Here is a 17,618-nt window from a genome sequence, read left to right on the forward strand (position 1 = left end):
TAAAAATTAAAGACATGAAAAAACAATTGATATTAATCGTACTGGGCTGCATCACGCTGTTCTCCTGCAAAAAACTTGAGCAGGAACCACAGTCGTCGGCCTCAAAACAGGCCGTGTTCGGCAATGAAAGCGGCCTGAAGTTATATACAAATTCGTTTTACAATATGGGCTTTCTGCCCAGAAACTCGACCAGCCAGGATGCCATGTCAGACTACCTTGCTGTGCGCGATGTGCAGGCTTTCCTGAGACCGGGTGCCTTTGCCGCGAACACGAGTTCAGGCTGGACCTGGGGCGAACTTCGCAACATCAACTATTTTATTGCAAACTGTAATGATCCGGCCGTTCCGGCCGATGTGCGGAACAATTACCTTGGTATAGCCAGGTATTTCCGGGCCTATTTTTACATGGAAAAAGTAAAACGCTTTGGCGATGTTCCATGGATCGGCAAACCGCTCGAAATAAACGATCCGGCGTTGACTGCCGGCCGGGATAAACGGACGCTGGTAATGGATTCGGTTCTGGCCGATATCAACTTTGCCTGCGCCAATATCAAAGCAACGAATGATCCAAGCCGCACAACCATTACCAAATGGGTAGCCTATGCGTACAAATCAAGGGTGTGCCTGTTCGAAGGAACGTTCAGAAAATACCATACCGAGCTAAACCTCCAGTCAACTGCAGAAAAGTGGCTTCAGGATGCAGCATCAGCTGCTGATGAAATTATAAAAAATGGCGGTTACAGTTTAAACACAACCGGCGGCGCCGGATCATCATACCGACAGGTATTTACAAGTACAGCTCCCGTTGCAACAGAAGTGCTGCAGGCAGCAGTAGCCGATGTGAACCTCGGCGTGCTGAACGAAGCCAACTGGTGGTGGACCAGCGGGACCTATGGTGCAAAAGCAAGTTTCACCCGCACTTTTATCAATACTTACCTGAAGCTGGACGGTACCCCGTTTACAAATGACCCGAGTTATCCAACCATGTTGTTTAAAGACGAGGTGAAAAACCGCGATCTGCGCCTGAAACAGACCATCAGGCTTGGCGACTACAAGCGTATCAGCAGCGGACAGCTCGTGCCTGCACCTCCGGTTTTCTCGTACACCTTTACGGGCTATCAACCCATAAAATGGACCCTGGATGATATGTATTTTGATGCCGGTGCGCTCAACACGAACGCCATTGCGCTTTTCCGCTATGCAGAGGTGTTGTTAAATTTTGCTGAAGCAAAGGCTGAGCTCGGTACGCTGACTAACGGAGAATGGGCTGCTACCATCGGTGCCCTGCGCGCACGTGCCGGTATCACCGGCGGGTTAACGGCAAAACCAACCGTAGCCGACCCTTATCTGGTTGCAAATTACTTTCCAGGTATCACCGATCCGACCATTCTCGAAGTGCGCCGGGAGCGCGGCATCGAACTCAGCCTGGAAGGCCAGCGTTTTGCCGACCTGCTGCGCTGGAAACGTGGTCAGCTTATGGAACAACAGTGGAACGGCTTTTATGTGCCGGCACTCAATACACCAATGGATCTGAACGAAGACGGTATTCTTGATGTCGCATTTTTCAGCGGCACCAAGCCAAGTCCGGCAGTGGCAGGTGTGACCTATGTCGATGTCTCGCCGAACATAGGCAATGCGGTCAATTCGCAGCGCCTGAAAAACGGAACTTCAGGCGAGTTGATCTGGATGAATGAGATTACCCGCAAATGGGAAGATAAAATGTACTATTACCCAATCCCGCTTACTGATCTGCAAAGAAATCCTGCTCTCGGGCAAAACAATGGCTGGCAATAATTAGAATAGACATGAAAAACAGAAATATTATAGCTGCAGTTCTTCTTATGGTCTGCACAAGCTTTGGCGCCGCAGGGCAAAAGCTCACTGTCGGAACCTTCAATATCCGTTATGATAATCCGAAAGATTCAGGCAACCTTTGGGTAAACCGAGCACCGGTCGTGTCAAACCTGATCCGCTTTCACGGATTTGACGTTCTGGGTGTGCAGGAAGGACTGAAGAACCAGTTGAATGATATCAGCAGTGCGCTTCCTGAGTATGCACGTTACGGCAAGGGCCGGGATGACGGTCAGGATGGCGGCGAACATTCGGCTATTTATTATAAAAAGGATCGTTTCAAACTGCTCAGGAACGGAGACTTCTGGCTTTCGGAAACGCCTGACAAACCCGGTCTTGGCTGGGACGCAACCTGTTGTAACCGCATTTGCTCCTGGGTGTACCTCGAAGACCAGCAAAGCAAAAAGAAGTTTTATACTTTCAACGTTCACTTTGACCACCAGGGAAAAGTTGCACGCCGTGAGAGCGGAAAACTGATCCTGACAAAGATCAGGGAAATTGCCGGCGATGCACCTGTGCTGCTGACCGGCGATTTCAACGGCGGCCGTGACAGTGAATGGTACCAGACAATTGCCAATTCAGAAAAACTGAAAGATGTGTATGGAGCTGTAAAATATCCGTATGCAAATAATTCTTCGGCAAATGGATTCAGAACGCCACGCGGCAGCGCAGTAATTGACCATATTTTTATGAGCAAACAGTTCAGTGCAACAAAGTGGGGTATCCTGACCGATACGTATTTCGGGAAATTCCCGTCAGACCATTTTCCCGTGCTGGCAGAAGTAACGCTTCGTTAACCTGTCAAATAAAGAAAAAGGGGCTTCCGGTTGCGGCAAGCCCCTTTTTTATTGAAACATATGAGCTTTTGCAGCCCGGCGTGATGCAATTGCATGCTTGTAGCTGACTTTGAAGCGTTTTTGCGGGATAAACCGGCCGCTTCTTCGCAGCGCTACGCCTGTTCTTGCGGCGCTCACAACCTCACACAATTACATTAAGCGTTATTTCCATCCGCCGCCCAGGTCTCGATAAATATTTGTTACTGCCACCAGCTGGTCTTTTTTTGTTTCGATCAGTTCCAGTTTTGCCTCCAGCGCATCCCGTTGAGTCATAAGCACTTCCAGGTAATCTGCCCTGGCCGATCTGAACAGATCGTTCGAAATGCCGACAGACCGGTTCAGCGCAGTGACCTGCTCAAATCGAAGTCCGTAACTTTTTTTAAGGTTATCGATCTTCGACAGTTCGTTGGCAACCTCAAGGTAAGCAGTGAGAATGCTTCGTTCATAATTGTACATAGCCTGGATCTGCCGGGCGTTCGCACTGCTGAATTCGGCCTTGATAGCAGCACGGTTGATAAGCGGTGCGGCAAGATCGCCGGCCAGAGAATAGAGCATAGATTCAGGTAGTTTTGCAAGGTAGGAGGGTTTAAATGCCTGAAGCCCGATGGAACCTGAAACGCCCAAAGACGGATAAAATTCTGCGCGCGCAACCTTTACATCCAGTTTGGCGGCACTTAATTCAAGCTCAGCTTTTCTGATGTCGGGCCGGTTGGCCAGCAGTTGTGAAGGGATGCCGGACGCTACCTCTGCCGGCATCAGCTCAAGAAAAGTACTGCTGTTTCGCCGGATGGGCTGCGGATACCTTCCGAGCAGGAGGTTGAGCCGGTTTTCAGTCTCGGTTATCTGCTGCCTGATTTCGTATTCAAGACTTTGTGAACTGCGAACCTCAGCCTGGAATTTTTGTACAGCCAGCTCGGTTGCCCGGGCCGCTTCTTTTTGAATGGCAACGATTTTCAAAGCATTTTGCTGGAGCGCTACGTTTTGTTGCACTACGTTCAATTGATTGTCGAGTGCAAGCAGCTCGTAGTATGCGTTGGCGACCTCCGCGACCAGGCTGGTAAGAACAAAGTTTTTCCCTTCAACACTGGCCAGATATCTGCCAAGCGCTGCCTTTTTTGCATTGCGCAGCTTTTTCCAGATGTCGATCTCCCAGTTGGCATATAGTGAAGCGCCAAAGTCAGCCAGCGGATCTGGCACAGGTCTGCCTGGTTCTATCTCAGTAGATGCATCTCCGGCGCCCTGGCTGGTGTAACGGCCAACCTTTTCCAGGCCCGCTCCGACGCGCGCGCCAACGATCGGAACCAGGGGTGCCTGTCTGAGCCGGATGTCATTCCGCGCCAGGCTGATCTCCTGCATCGTAATGTTCAGTTCCTGATTGTTTTTTATTGCCGTATCGATCAGCGCAAGCAGGTCCTCATCTGTAAAAAAGCTGCGCCAGGGCAGGTTTGCGCTCGTAACGGTATCAACCGGCAGGTTTGATGAGTAGGCACCGGGCGTTTTGCGGTTTTCACTGCGCTGAATCACTGCCGGTATTTTGCAGCCCGCTGCTGCCAGAAACAGGATCAGCAGCGCGACGGTGCTTTTTAATTGTTCTTTTTTCATGTTTTTAAAAGTCTTCGGTCAATGGGCTGTCTTCTTCATTTTTGATCATCGGGTGTTTTTCGGCAATCCGGCCGAAAATGTAATAGAGCCCGGGAACGATCAGCACCCCGAAGACCGTTCCGAAGAGCATTCCTCCGGCGGCAGCCGCCCCGATAGTACGGTTCCCGATGGCCCCTGGTCCTGACGCAAAGACCAGCGGGATGAGACCGGCGATGAATGCGAACGAAGTCATCAGGATCGGCCTGAAGCGCACGCTGGCCCCCTCCATCGCGGCCTCCAGGACCGACGCGCCCTCACTGTGTTTTTGTACGGCAAATTCAACGATCAGGACTGCGTTTTTACCCAGCAGACCAATTAGCATAACCATGGCTACCTGTGCATAGATGTTATTTTCCAGTCCGAGCAGTTTCAATAACAGGAAAGCGCCGAAGATACCCGCAGGTAATGACAGGATTACCGTAAGTGGCAGTACAAAACTTTCGTATTGTGCGGCCAGGATCAGGTAGACAAAACCAAGACAGATCAGAAAAATATAAATGGCTTCGTTCCCCCGGGCTACCTCGTCTTTCGAGATACCCGCCCAATCAATGCCAAAACCGCGCGGCAAGGTTTTTTGCGCAACTTCAGTAACGGCAGCAATTGCGGCGCCGCTGCTGTAACCGGGCGCCGCCGATCCGCTGATCTCAGCCGCATTGTACATGTTGTGCCGGGTGATTTCAGCCAGTCCATAAACCTTTTCCATCTTCATGAAGGCCGAAAACGGAACCATTTCTTCATGATCGTTTTTAACATACAGTTTCAGAATGTCTTCGGGCAAAGCGCGGTATTGCGGAAGGGCCTGTACCATGACTTTGTACTGCCGGTCAAACTTGATGAAACTTGTTTCATAGTTGCTGCCTACAAGTGTAGAAAGCGTATTCATGGCGTTTTCTATCGTTACCCCTTTCTGCTGTGCAATGTCATTGTCAATGCGCATCATGTATTGGGGGAAACTGGCACTGTAAAACGTGAAGACCGATGACAGCTCTGGCCGGCGGCTCAGCTCCCTCACGAAATCGTGGCTTACTGTTTCCATTTTACGGTAATCGCCAGAACCTGCCTTGTCAAGCAGGCGCAGCTCAAAACCGCCCGCTGCACCGTATCCAGGCACTGCCGGCGGCTGGAAAAACTCAATTGTAGCCCCTGTTATATCTTTTGACCGTTCTTCAAGTTCATGGATGATTTCCTGAGCAGATTGTTTTCTGTCTTCCCAGCTTTTCAGGTTGATCAGACAGGTTCCGGAGTTAGCCCCTGTACCTTCCGTCAGGATTTCGTATCCCGCGAGGGAAGAAACAGACTGTACGCCATCGATCTCTTCCGTGATCTTTTGCAGGTGTTCTGCAACCTGATTGGTCCGCTCAAGTGATGACCCGGGCGGCGTCTGGATAACCGCATATACCATTCCCTGATCCTCATTGGGTATAAAACCTGAGGGCAAATTTGCATTCAGCAGCCAGATTCCGGTGCAGAAGGCGATCAGAAAGATAAATGTTACCGAACGCCGGCTGATCACGGCAGATAACAGGCGCTGATATTTACCTGCCATGCGGTTGAAGCTGTTGTTAAATGTATCGAGTCCGCGGTCAAGTATTCCTTTCTTTTTTTTGTGTGTATGTTTTTTCAGCATAATGGCACACAATGCAGGTGTCAGCGTCAGCGCAACAACACCCGACAGGATGATTGCCGTTGCCATGGTGATGGAAAACTGCCTGTAAAAAATCCCAACGGGCCCCGACATAAACGCCACCGGTATAAACACCGCAGCCATGAGAAAGGTGATGGCGATAATCGCTCCGCTGATCTCTTTCATGGCCTGTTTTGTGGCCTTCCGGGGCGACAGGTTTTTTTCTTCCATACGTGCATGAACAGCCTCGATAACAACAATGGCATCGTCGACAACTACACCGATGGCCAGCACCAGTGCAAACAGTGTGATCAGGTTCAACGTAATGCCGAAGAATTGCATAAATACAAACGTACCGATAAGCGATACCGGAACGGCTATGGCCGGAATCAGGGTCGACCGCCAGTCGCCAAGAAAGAGAAATACCACCAGTCCGACAAGGATGAATGCCTCAACCAGCGTATGCACAACTTTTTCCATAGAAGCATCGAGAAATTTCGATACATCATAACTGATCTCATAGTCAAGCCCCTTCGGAAACGATGTTTTTTTGATTTCCTTAAGTTTTGCCTTAACATCTTTGATAACCTGGCTGGCATTGCTGCCATAAGATTGTTTGAGCACGATCGCAGCCGAAGACCTGCCATTCAGATTGGAATAAAGATCGTACATCGCACTTCCGAACTCCACGTCGGCAACATCTTTCAGGCGCAGCAGCTCACCTTTTGCGCTCGACCTGACCACGATGTTTTCATAACCGGCCTGGGTATTGAAACGGCCGGGATATTTCAGCACATATTCAAACGCCTGCGATCTTTTGCCCGAACTTTCGCCTGTTTTTCCCGGCGAGGCCTCCAGACTCTGTTCGTTTAGCGCCTTAAGCACCTCTTCAGCAGAAATCTTATACGCCAGCATCCGGTCTGGCTTAAGCCAGATGCGCATGGCGTATTCCCGGTTTCCCAGAATATTTGCCACACCAACACCATCTACGCGCTTCAGTTCAGAAAGCACGTTGATGTCTGCAAAGTTGTAGAGGAACTTCTGGTCCATATGCGGATCTTTCGAATAAAGGTTCACATACATGAGCATGTTCGATTCCTCTCGGGTAATTTTAACGCCTTCGCGCACCACCAGCGGCGGCAGTTTGTTGACGACAGACGCCACTCGGTTCTGAACGTTCAATGACGCCTGGTTCGGATCGGTGCCAAGGTTAAAGATAACCTGAATGGTTGCCTCGCCATCGTTTCCGGCATCTGAGGCCATGTATTTCATGCCCGGCACACCGTTTATGGCACGCTCAAGGGGGATGATGACCGATTTAATCATCAGTTCGCCATTTGCACCGGGATATTCTGCGGTAATGTTCACCTTAGGTGGTGAAATGGCGGGGAATTGCGTGACCGGCAGATGCACCATCGCCAGAATGCCCAGGAAGGCAATGATAAGCGAGATAACGATCGATAGAACCGGCCGCTGTATAAATTTACTAAACATATTATTGCGTTTTAAGGGAAGCTATTCGGTCTTGAGTTTAAGCTGGCTGATTACCGTTTTTGGCGATTGATAGACAAAGTTGATATGATCATCGTCTTTTACCTTTTGTACGCCTTCAAGGAGGATTTTATCTGTTTCTTTCAGACCGCTGCCAATCACATACAGATCGGGCATCTCACTGGCAATGCTGATGTAACGCGAATGCACACGGTGGTCATTTCCAACCACAAATACATAGGTTTTGTCCTGGATCTCGTAGGTAGCCTTCTGCGGAATGATCAGGGCATGGTGCAGAGGAACGGTCATTTGTACTTTTCCCGTTTCTCCGTTCCTCAGCAGGCGCTGAGGGTTAGGAAAGCGGGCGCGGAACGCGATGTTGCCGGTTTCGCTGTCAAACTCGCTTTCAATTGTTTCAACATCGCCCGGGTAGGGCAGCTGCTGGTTGTTAGCCAGGAGAAGTTTGACTTTCCGGTTTCCACGATTTGCTTCATTTGTCTGGTAGTCCAGGTACTCAGGTTCAGATACATTGAAGTAGGCATACATCTGGGTGTTGTCTGAAAGGCTGGTAAGCAGTTCGCCTTCATCAATCAGGCTGCCCAGCTTAAGCGGAATACGGTCGATGGTGCCGTCGAAGGGTGCGCGGATCTCTGTAAAGGAGAGGTGCAGCCTGGCAAGAGAAGCTGATGCCCTGGCCTGATCAAGCCTGGCCCTCGCCATGGCAAGTTCGTTTTTTGAAACCACATTTTTATCAGCGAGCAGCCTGGTGTTTTGCACCTCAATCTCAGCAGCCTTTGTTTCAGCCTGCGCTTTTTGATATTCGGCCTCGTATAATTTAGGCATGATGCGGAATAACAGCTGGCTGGCTTTTACGAACTGGCCTTCATCTACATAGATGTTCTGTAGATAGCCTTTTTCCTGCGCTCGGATCTCGATATTTCTAAGCGAGCGTATTTGTGATACGTAAGACTTTGTAAACGAAGTGTCGGTCGCTAGCGGATTTGTTACGGCATACCTGCCGGCCTCTTCTTTCTCTTCTTTTTTTGAGGTACAGGCCGTGCAATACATAAGCATACACAGGCCCGGAAGCATGATCATTTTTTTCATGATGGGGTGTTGGAAATAAGCGATTGTTTCATCGGGGGCAGAACCCCGTAGGGGAGAAAGCGCCGGTAACGCCTGCATAGAAAAAATTCTACGCTCCGCGTGATGAAATCAGCAGGGAGCAGGCAGGATCAGACCAGACGCAGCGGGGCGATCAGATTCTTATTGAACGCAGAACAAGGAAAATGCCGGTGCAGGCAACAGCAAAGTGCCCGTTAAAAGGAAGCCGGTTTTTGAAACGGCTGAAAAAATCGCTGAGCACGATGGCGTAAGCCAGTGTAAAAAAGAAAGACGCCAGAAGAACATATTTTCGTGAGAACACGAAATCTTCGTCTTCTTCGGCGCTGAATACCTCATGTTTTTGAGAAGCCGCGGTGGCATTTTTTATAACCCTGGCACCCGGATCAACGCTTGCAAATTTCTGGTCAAGCGTTTTTTTGACATCCTGGGCCGGCGCATAAACACTGTGATCATGGTGTTTCCGGTAATGTGCATACTCGCCGCTTCGCAAAAGCAGGAAACACAGGGATACCAGAAAAAGCATCAGGACCTTCATGATGGCGACAAAATTAATACCTTGACTGAGATTTTGCATAAAGGATTGAAAATTAATATTGGGAAGAAATGATTGAACTTTTTTGATTGTAAGTTTTAAGTTCTACGTTTTAAGTGGGCGAAAAAATAGAAACCTGTTTAAAAATTTCATTTTTCTTATAGTACTATGTATTGCATGGTAGTATAATATCTTTATATTTGAGCAGGCCTTGAAATGCCGTACAACATGAAAAAATATCTTACAGGACTTACATTATTATTAGCGGCTTGTGGTAGCGGTTATAAACATACCGTAATCACCGAAGAGGTACCCGGCCGTAAAATTCGTATTGAGTATCGCGGAGATGTCGAGTTTAGTGCCGACAGCACCGCCATCAGAAGCATGCAACCGGGGGCTACGGCCAGCTATGACCGGAACGGAACGGGGTTTGAAGCAAAAGCCGATCAGGATGGCCATATCCGGTATGCGTACGAAGGGGGAGATTTACAGGAAAGGCTTACGGGTTCTGAAGCAGAGTTCATGCGTGCCGCTATACGGGATATGGTCCGGCTTGGCAGGAACAGGAGCCGTCAATAGGCCGTTACCCATGGAACATTCATGTCCGGGGAAACTTCTGCGGAATTAATCTGCGCTTAGCGTACGATTTCGCTGGGATATTAGCCGTTCGCCGCTGGCAGACCCTCCTGTTGTTTGCAATAGAAGCAGCCTGCGGCAAGACCGACAAACCAGCCATGGTGCATTAACAGAACCTAGTTCCCCGCACTTACCCACAAATTTTCACTGCCATAGGGCTGTGGTTTCGGATTGGCCGTAATCTCGAGCGTACCGCCCTGCATGATTTCCGCGTGCGTGAGCCAGGTGCGTTTCAGATCTTTGCCATTCAGCACCACCCGTTGAATATATGGATTACTGTCGGAGTAGTTTTTTACGACAATATATAAGCTTTTGTTTCCTTGCAGCCGCAGCCGCACAGAAGGAAAAGCGGGTACGTTCAGGTAATAAACATCATGACCTACCACTGCAGGATACATACCAACTGCCGCAAGCACGAACCAGGACGACATGGCTCCGCCGTCATCATCCATCGTGCGCAGCAAAGCTTCGGGCTGATTTTTAAATACGCGGCCAATGTATGCGCCTATGTCACGCTCATTGCTGTTAAAATAATTCTCGGTAATCGTATCCAGCGCAATGCTTCGCATAAGCTTCTGACTTTTCCAGGGCTGACCGGCAGCATTGTAAAATACCGGAGCCTGAATATCCGGTTCGTTGGTGTGCGTATAGTAATTTTTGCCGAAAAATGTATCCAGTTGCGATATAAATTCCTGCGCGCCGCCGGCAGCCGAAATCAGGCCTTTTAAATCATAGGGAACCAGCCAGCGATACTGCCAGACCGTACCCTGGTACATATTTCGCGCCGGTAGCCTGTCTACGTCGTTTTTAGTTAGGTCTTTGAAATCCTGGTTCCAGGTGGTACGCCACATGGAGGCGGCCATTTGCCGGTAGCGCTCCGCATCTTGATCACGCTTCATGTGTTTGAAAATTCCTCCCAGCGCCCAATAGTCGATGGCAGCTTCCAGTCTCTTATCTGGCGTTTTGGTATCAATTCGTTTTGCTTCAGCAATGAGCGAGTCGGCCAGGCCGTCGAGGTTCAGTCGGTAACCCTTGTTAAGCGCGTCAAGTAACACCACCATAGCATGTTCGGTACGCACGGAGTTGGCGGGTTCGGTCTGCGTAGCGTAGTCTTTTTTTCCATACCGGTAAAGATTGGCAACAGATTGGGCAATTGCCTGATACCGGTTGGAAAAAGCAAGCGAAAGCAGGGGCAGCTGTGTTTTATAATTGTCCCAGATGCTCCAGCCATGATACACATCCTGCTCAGACCGCTGAATGCTTCCGTCAATGGCACGGTAGCTGCCGTTTTTGCCGGAAACAACGTAGGGTGATTGTAAGCTGCGGTAGAGCATAGAATAAAAAAGTTTCTCCCTGGCTGGATCACCTTTTACTGTAATCCGGCTCAGTTCATCAGACCATGCTGCTGCAGCTGCTTTGCGGACCATTTCCAGCGGCCGGCTACCAAGACGGCCAGCAGCTTCTGCAATGCTATTGGAGGAAAACGCGGTACGTACCTCAAGTACACCGGCGCCGGGCTGGCTGGCAATCAGTTCATGTGCCGAACTGCCTGGACTGAATGACGTTCTGCCGCCAAACTCCATTACAAAATAAACGGTATAGGCGCCTGCTCCGCAGGTTGTGCGCGCCCTGATTTGTCCGTTGATGCGGTTGCCCGCCACGGTATGGCTTTCTTCGATAAACGCACCGTTGAATGCATAACCAAAATCAATAAATAGTTTCTTCTCAGCTGTACCTTCAGGGAAACTGTATTGCTCAAGGCCTTCATAACCGGCTACGCTCATGGCTGCGCGTATGCCGTTGCTGAAGTTAACCGCGTAGTAACCCGCACTGCCTGTATCGCCGGTTTTCAGCAATTCAAAATTGTGGGGGTCTGCTCCTGTGAAGGGTTTAACAAATAAAATACCTCCGCTTCCTTTGCAGCCTACGCCTTCAAAACGGTTGTGGGTAAAGCCCTTGAATTTTTTTGCAAGGTGTTCGTACCCGGCGTGAATATGCGGATCGGTCTGCGGACCAATGCTCAGGTAACTGAACGGTGCCGACGCGGCAGGTGAGAGTTGTCCATAGTCGCCGGAGGTACCTAAAAAGATATTTACATCAGCTGCAGGAACCTGGGCCGACAAGCCAGCGGTTAAGAGTAAAAGCGACCCGGTCAGCAACGAACGGAGGCTGTTATAGAAAGGCATAAAGGTTATCTATTTTGTTGTGAAAGTATGCATGACAGAAAGATCTCTGGTTGTCTTCAGGCGAAAGATTGTAACGGAACACCACCTCAATCGGGCGGGTGTATACGAATTTTATCTGTCAGGGAGCCGGATAACCGAGACGGCGTGTAATTCGCCGCACCTCGTTGAGCAGCAACGGAAAGGCGGGGTAAGCCATGTTGTGCCCATAACCGTCAAGCTCCAGTAATTGTGTTTCCTTATGTCCGTTTAGCTTCATCATACGTTCCAGATAGGCATTTTCCTCATATCGGCCCAGCATTTCCAGCTCACGGTTGCCGGTAATAAGCAGCATTGGCGGTGCATCGCCGCGCGCATGGTACAGAGGTGCGAATTTATCCACAAGCGCCTGTGTGTCTTTCATACCTTTCTCCTTACGGATGGTAAAGTGGGTAATGGCCTGGCCACTGAAGGGGATCAGGCCTGCGATGCGATCAGCCTCAAGATCATGCTGGCGCAGGTAACTGCGGTCGAGGGTAAGCATCATGCCCAGATAGGCGCCCGCCGAATGCCCCGAAACAAAGATCAGGCTGTCGCTGCCGCCAAAGCGGGAAATGTTGCGAAAGGCCCAGGCTACAGCCGCTGCCGCATCCCGGATGATTTCTTCGCCGCTGGCTTTGGGCGATAAGCGATAACCAACACCTATTACGGCAATACCCTGCCGAAGCAGTGCCTCAGGAAGTTCTTTGTCGCCGCCGGTGAGTCCGCCACCGTGAAACCAGACGACAGCAGGAAATTTTTTGCGGTTTACCGGGTAATAGAGATCAAGCCGGCAGCGTTCCCTGATATATGCATTGCCGCGCACGGTGGCCTCGTCGTAATAACTGACGTTCTTTTCAAGCCCGTAGCGGACTTTCTGCTGGGCTGATGCGCCGACCGAAAAGATTAAAAGAAAACAAATAAAGTATAGGGTTTTCATATTTGTGTTGTGTCTGGTAAAGGTAGGTGTTTTGCTCTATAGTCCATAGCCCCGACTTGAAGGCCTGCCGTTCGTGAAAAGTACCTATCTTGCCTTAAATAAACCTGTATGAAAACCTTTCTGTTTCCTGTACTGGTGCTGTTCATGTCTGGATATGCATCGCAGAGCGTCGGACAACTGCCTGTTAAAAGGGCCGCAGTTACCGCTGCTCAAGTTTCCGGTTCGAAACCCCGTAATGTGATTTTTATATTGTCTGACGACCACAGGCATGATTTCATGGGTTTCACAGGGAAAGTACCGGGATTAAAAACTCCGGCGCTGGACCGGCTTGCAAAGGAGGGTGCACACCTGAAACAAGCATTTGTCACTACAGCACTATGTTCGCCGAGCCGTGCTTCGATCCTCACCGGACAATATGCGCATACGCACACAGTTGTTGATAACGAATCTCCGGCTCCGGATCACCTCGTATATTTTCCGCAGTACCTGCAGCAGGCAGGATACCAGACAGGTTTTTTTGGTAAATGGCATATGGGCGGGGGCGGCGGGGAGCCAAGACCGGGCTTTGATCGCTGGGTCAGTTTTGCCGGTCAGGGTGTCTATTACAATCCGAAGGTTAATATAGATGGCAGGCTGGTGGCTTATAAAGATAGCGCTTACATTACAGATGTTCTGACAGACCTTACGCTCGATTTCCTTAAAAAGCGCGACCGGAACAAGCCATTCTTCGTGTACCTTTCGCACAAGGCTGTGCATGCGGAATTTAGTCCCTCGAAACAGGATAAGGGACGTTATCAAAATTTAGGCATTCAATACCCGGTATCCATGTTTTCTACCGCCACTGCGCAAAGCAAGCGGTTCAGCAAAGGCAAACAGGCAGATAGTACCGGAAGAAAAATCAACTATGCCGATATTCCCCGGTGGGTTCGCGCGCAGCGGTACAGCTGGCATGGTGTGGATTTTATGTACCATGGTCAGACCGATTTTGATAAGTTTTATATCGACTATCTTGAAACGCTCATGGGAATTGACAACAGCGTAGACCGGGTGCTGCAATACCTGAAAGAAAATAATCTTGATGAGGAAACACTTGTGATCTATATGGGCGATAACGGTTTTTCTTTCGGCGAACATGGCCTCATTGATAAGCGGCATGCGTTCGAAGAATCGATGCGTGTACCGTTGCTCGCGAGGTGCCCCGCGTTGATCAAACCCGGAAGTGTGATTAATCAAATGGTTCTGAATATTGACATCGCGCCAACCATTCTGGCACTGGCCGGTATTAAAAAACCGCAGCAGATGCAGGGAGCGTCTTTTGCACCACTTTTGAAAGCAGAAAAAACGGAATGGCGCAATCGTTTTTTTTATGAGTATTACTGGGAAAATGCGTTTCCACAAACACCAACACAGTATGCTGTGCGAACCGACCGGTATAAATTTATTCGCAGTCAGGGCGTCTGGGATATCGACCAGTTGTATGACCTGCGTGAAGATCCGGATGAACTGAATAACCTGATCAGAAGCGCGGCGCACCAGCAGGTTGCGAAAGAGTTGAACCTGGAGTTGTGGCAATGGATGGAAAAAACAAAAGGATTATATATTCCTCTTAACCCGGTTTTGCAGCGAAAAAATGATCATCTTTATGAGGGAACGTATTGATGGAAGGTAGAAAGTTGAAAGAGAAAAGGTTAAAAGTCCGCCTGTCTTGTCCGGATGCAGGGAGGTAGAAGATACGTATAGTTCCGAACACCAAATTGATCTTCGAAAAATACAAACTAATCCTTCCCGAATATGTTGGAAGGCCATGCAAAACGACGAATTGATTGCTTTCGCAGCCATGATAAAAAAGCGCTATGGCGATCTGGTCGAATCAATGGCCTGGACATCAGAAAACGATTTGATCGTGCGATTATCGCGCGGAACTGATTTTGTTGACTTCATCCTTGACTTCGGAAAGTTTGTGGCCCTCGGCTGGTCGCTGCCATGCGAGATTGATGTTTATATTCGCCTTGCGGATGTTCAAAGCGTTTTTCACTGTGCTTAACAAGAAACAAGATTTTATTGATCAGGTTTACCACGCAATCAGCCTGATTCCGCCCGGCCGGGTAACCACTTATGGCGCCATTGCCCGGGCGCTCGGTGCTGCGCGCAGTTCGCGACTGGTTGGCACTGCGTGCATAATGGCCCAGGATAGCGGACTCCCGATTCATCGGGTCGTAAACCGGCTGGGGATGCTGACAGGGAAGCAGCATTATGCTACCGATACTAAGATGCAGCAATTGCTGGAGGCAGAGGGCATACAGATCAGAGATGACCGGGTCATTGATTTCGACAAATTATTTTGGGATCCGTTAATGGACTAGCAAACGTCTGAACATTTGAATTACCTGATCGCGCCAATTTTATCAATAATCTGTTTTTCAAGTTCCGTATAAAAGCCTTCATAGGCCCGAATAATTATTCCCTTCTTATCCAGGAGATAAAAATTCGGATAACCGTTTATATGATACGTGCCGGCAGCGGTAGATTCGGCCATATAACTTGGATATTTGATTTTGTGTTTTGCGTCAAACCTAGCCACCGTCTTCACGTTGTTGTAGTCAGACTGATAGATGCTGATGATTTCGAAATCTTTGTTATTGTATTGTTCGTACAAACGGATAAGCATTTGAGCGGCATTTACGCAATGCGGGCAGCCATCGGTTGTGAAGTTGAGCAATACGGTTTTCCCGCGCAGGCTGCCTAATGAAAAATCTTTACCGGTTAAACTTGTGAGCTTTAAATCTGGTGCCAGGCTGCCAGCAGCCAGCATGGGGACGGGCTCATTTCTGACCGGTAATTTGAAACCTGCCGGTATCATTGCTGTAGACAGGTCGCGGCTGGGTGATTTGTTAAGTTGATAATCCTGAAATGTGTGTTGCTCAAACATCCCCATGTAAGCGCCGTCGTCGGCGAATCCATTCCAGGTAGACCGGACAATTACAGGCAGTGAATTTGTCTTGTCAATGATGACGCTCACAGCATTATATACCCGTTTATTCTTCTCCACTGTGTCTTTCCGTGTTACAAGGTAATGGCGGCAGGCAGTTTTATTGACAATTGTATCGTTCTGCTGTTTTATTTTCGAGGGGGCCTCAAGGTATTTTTCAATTTCTTTTCCTCAATACAATAAGCTACGTGTGTACTGTCCGCCTACCGCTTTTGAATTGATCTTATAGGTGGAATCGCGTAGATTTAGCCATACGGCCTTGGTTCCATCAAACAAATAAGTATCGTTTTTGCCCTGTATGTAATAATAGCCGCCCATCTGCATTTCTGACGGTACGACAGCGACCTGGGTATTAAAGGTATCTATTGAGTAATCGTCCTGAAAAGACAACTTAAATTTGACAACTTCAGTACAGCCGGCACTGCGGATGGATTTAATTTTATCAACAATGGTTTGCAGGGTTTGCGCCCGGACATTTGATGCACACATCAAAAATATGCATAACCATAAGGAAGTATGTTTCATTGAATAGGTTTTGGTAGCTATGGCGTTTCAACTCCCTGATCTGTCATCCTGCATGTATATCGCAATCGGCCCGGGTCTGTTTATTGTCGGGAAGATGTTTACGTTACAGCTTTATTTGAAAAGGATGTTCTCAATAGTCTGTTTCATTGCATTAGCCTGATCAGCGTTGGTGAAAAAAACATAACCGAATTGTTTGTCGGGATCGATCATAAAGGATGAAGTGTAACCAAGATTGTTGCCGCCATGCCAGAACATGGCAGCACCATTCATCCTGATCACTGCTAAACCTGCCGTCCAACTATCTACCTTAAAAAACTGTTTTACCGGATCACCCGCCTTTAAATCTATGATCGCTGTAAATAAGGCCGGATAAGCTGCTCTTTGTTTCATAACCCCGACGAGAAAGTCTGAATAGTTCATTACGTTGGCAAACATTCCCCCCGCAGCGTCAAAACTTTGCCGGTCCCGCTCATCAAACACAGTCAGGCCATCCTGGTAACCCGCAGCTAAGTTTCCCTTAGTTTTCGCGGTTAAAACAAAGTGGAAATTTTTGAGGTGAAGCGGTATAGCCACTTCACGCTGAAAATCTTCATCCAGGTTACCTAATGAACGTTTCCTTAAATGGGCTATAACTTTGGCAAGATACATAAAGCCCTCACCAGAATACGAGAACGCCGTTCCAGGATCAAACGCCAATTGCATCTTGTTGCCCTCACGCCAGTTTGGCAAGCCGGTGGTATGGCTTAACACCATGCGTGCAGTCAGTTTCTTATAGCGTTCGTCAGCAATATCCGCCGCAGGCAAATAGCCAAATAACGGTTTGTCCAGATCGATGACACCCTCACGGGCCAGTTTCTGAACATAGAAGCTAAAGACCGGTTTAGACAGCGATGCGGCTTCGAAGTAAGTATGAGCGGTGACCGCTTTGTTGCTCTTGAGGTCGGCAAAGCCAAATCCGTTGGCGTATACGACCTTCCCTTTATTGATGATTGCCAGCGACATGCCGGGTATTTTCAGTGAATCCAGGGCTTTCCGAACCTTAATTTCTAATAACGAAATGCCAATCTGCTTTCCTGAATGCGTATGTACCTGGGCTTTGCTGATGCCTGCCCATAAAATAAATAGGATTATAACTTTTTTCATGTCATGAAAGATGCGTGGAGGTAATCAGTTCATTGACTGATGATGATTGGAAAGGATACTGACAGGAACTAAATTCGCAGGCCGG

The 17,618-nt window shown here is 48.8% G+C and carries 15 protein-coding genes; 6 read left to right on the plus strand and 9 right to left on the minus strand.

What is annotated here, in order from left to right:
- Positions 1-14 precede the first annotated feature (14 nt).
- Both EJV45_RS13260 and EJV45_RS13265 read left to right on the plus strand, forming a co-directional pair.
- A complete protein-coding gene (locus EJV45_RS13260) occupies positions 15-1,793 on the plus strand; it encodes a RagB/SusD family nutrient uptake outer membrane protein (protein WP_129716159.1) in 1,779 nt (592 codons plus the stop codon).
- Positions 1,794-1,804: 11 nt separating this feature from the next.
- Positions 1,805-2,647, plus strand: coding sequence for an endonuclease/exonuclease/phosphatase family protein (locus EJV45_RS13265; RefSeq protein WP_129716160.1), 843 nt, complete (start codon positions 1,805-1,807; stop codon positions 2,645-2,647).
- A 201-nt stretch (positions 2,648-2,848) separates the two neighbouring features.
- Here the strand turns inward: EJV45_RS13265 and EJV45_RS13270 are convergent, their stop codons facing one another.
- The 4 genes from EJV45_RS13270 to EJV45_RS13285 form a co-directional block, all read right to left on the minus strand.
- Positions 2,849-4,288 carry a TolC family protein gene (locus EJV45_RS13270; RefSeq protein ID WP_129716161.1) on the minus strand — a complete coding sequence of 480 codons (1,440 nt, stop codon included), beginning with the start codon at positions 4,286-4,288 and terminating at the stop codon, positions 2,849-2,851.
- 4 nt (positions 4,289-4,292) lie between these two features.
- Positions 4,293-7,445, minus strand: coding sequence for an efflux RND transporter permease subunit (locus EJV45_RS13275; protein WP_129716162.1), 3,153 nt, complete (start codon positions 7,443-7,445; stop codon positions 4,293-4,295).
- A gap of 21 nt (positions 7,446-7,466) precedes the next feature.
- Positions 7,467-8,549, minus strand: coding sequence for an efflux RND transporter periplasmic adaptor subunit (locus tag EJV45_RS13280; protein WP_129716163.1), 1,083 nt, complete (start codon positions 8,547-8,549; stop codon positions 7,467-7,469).
- A 151-nt stretch (positions 8,550-8,700) separates the two neighbouring features.
- Positions 8,701-9,141, minus strand: coding sequence for a hypothetical protein (locus tag EJV45_RS13285; protein WP_129716164.1), 441 nt, complete (start codon positions 9,139-9,141; stop codon positions 8,701-8,703).
- A 186-nt stretch (positions 9,142-9,327) separates the two neighbouring features.
- Between EJV45_RS13285 and EJV45_RS13290 the strand changes: the two genes are divergently transcribed.
- Complete coding sequence (locus EJV45_RS13290) at positions 9,328-9,678, plus strand: hypothetical protein (RefSeq protein ID WP_129716165.1); 351 nt, start codon at positions 9,328-9,330, stop codon at positions 9,676-9,678.
- 173 nt (positions 9,679-9,851) lie between these two features.
- On the opposite strand, the gene EJV45_RS13295 is transcribed toward EJV45_RS13290, so the two are convergent.
- A complete protein-coding gene (locus EJV45_RS13295; protein WP_129716166.1) occupies positions 9,852-11,921 on the minus strand; it encodes a glycoside hydrolase domain-containing protein in 2,070 nt (689 codons plus the stop codon).
- A 118-nt stretch (positions 11,922-12,039) separates the two neighbouring features.
- Positions 12,040-12,876 carry an alpha/beta hydrolase gene (locus EJV45_RS13300; protein ID WP_129716167.1) on the minus strand — a complete coding sequence of 279 codons (837 nt, stop codon included), beginning with the start codon at positions 12,874-12,876 and terminating at the stop codon, positions 12,040-12,042.
- A 108-nt stretch (positions 12,877-12,984) separates the two neighbouring features.
- On the opposite strand from EJV45_RS13300, the gene EJV45_RS13305 reads away from it, so the two are divergent.
- The 3 genes from EJV45_RS13305 (at position 12,985) to EJV45_RS13315 (ending at position 15,239) form a co-directional block, all read left to right on the plus strand.
- Positions 12,985-14,535, plus strand: a complete 1,551-nt coding sequence (locus EJV45_RS13305) for a sulfatase (RefSeq protein WP_205942382.1) — start codon at positions 12,985-12,987, stop codon at positions 14,533-14,535.
- Between the two features lie 145 nt (positions 14,536-14,680).
- Positions 14,681-14,920 (plus strand): hypothetical protein, encoded by a 240-nt coding sequence (locus tag EJV45_RS13310; RefSeq protein ID WP_129716168.1) that lies wholly within the window; start codon positions 14,681-14,683, stop codon positions 14,918-14,920.
- Positions 14,892-15,239: an MGMT family protein gene (locus EJV45_RS13315; RefSeq protein ID WP_129716169.1), complete on the plus strand. Its 348-nt coding sequence runs from the start codon at positions 14,892-14,894 to the stop codon at positions 15,237-15,239. The genes EJV45_RS13310 and EJV45_RS13315 overlap by 29 nt, the downstream gene beginning before the upstream one ends.
- A 20-nt stretch (positions 15,240-15,259) precedes the next feature.
- Here EJV45_RS13315 and EJV45_RS13320 read toward each other — a convergent pair whose 3' ends face one another.
- The 3 genes from EJV45_RS13320 to EJV45_RS13330 all read right to left on the minus strand — a co-directional run bounded on the left by EJV45_RS13320 (position 15,260) and on the right by EJV45_RS13330 (position 17,533).
- The gene (locus tag EJV45_RS13320) at positions 15,260-15,925 is read right to left on the minus strand and encodes a peroxiredoxin (RefSeq protein WP_129716170.1); all 666 of its coding nucleotides are present in this window, start codon (positions 15,923-15,925) and stop codon (positions 15,260-15,262) included.
- A 111-nt stretch (positions 15,926-16,036) separates the two neighbouring features.
- The gene (locus tag EJV45_RS13325) at positions 16,037-16,390 is read right to left on the minus strand and encodes a hypothetical protein (protein WP_129716171.1); all 354 of its coding nucleotides are present in this window, start codon (positions 16,388-16,390) and stop codon (positions 16,037-16,039) included.
- Positions 16,391-16,501: 111 nt separating this feature from the next.
- Positions 16,502-17,533, minus strand: a complete 1,032-nt coding sequence (locus tag EJV45_RS13330) for a serine hydrolase (RefSeq protein ID WP_129716172.1) — start codon at positions 17,531-17,533, stop codon at positions 16,502-16,504.
- Positions 17,534-17,618: the final 85 nt, after the last annotated feature.

The organism is Pedobacter sp. SYP-B3415 (genome assembly GCF_004138205.1).
Classification (GTDB): Bacteria; Bacteroidota; Bacteroidia; order Sphingobacteriales; family Sphingobacteriaceae; genus Pedobacter.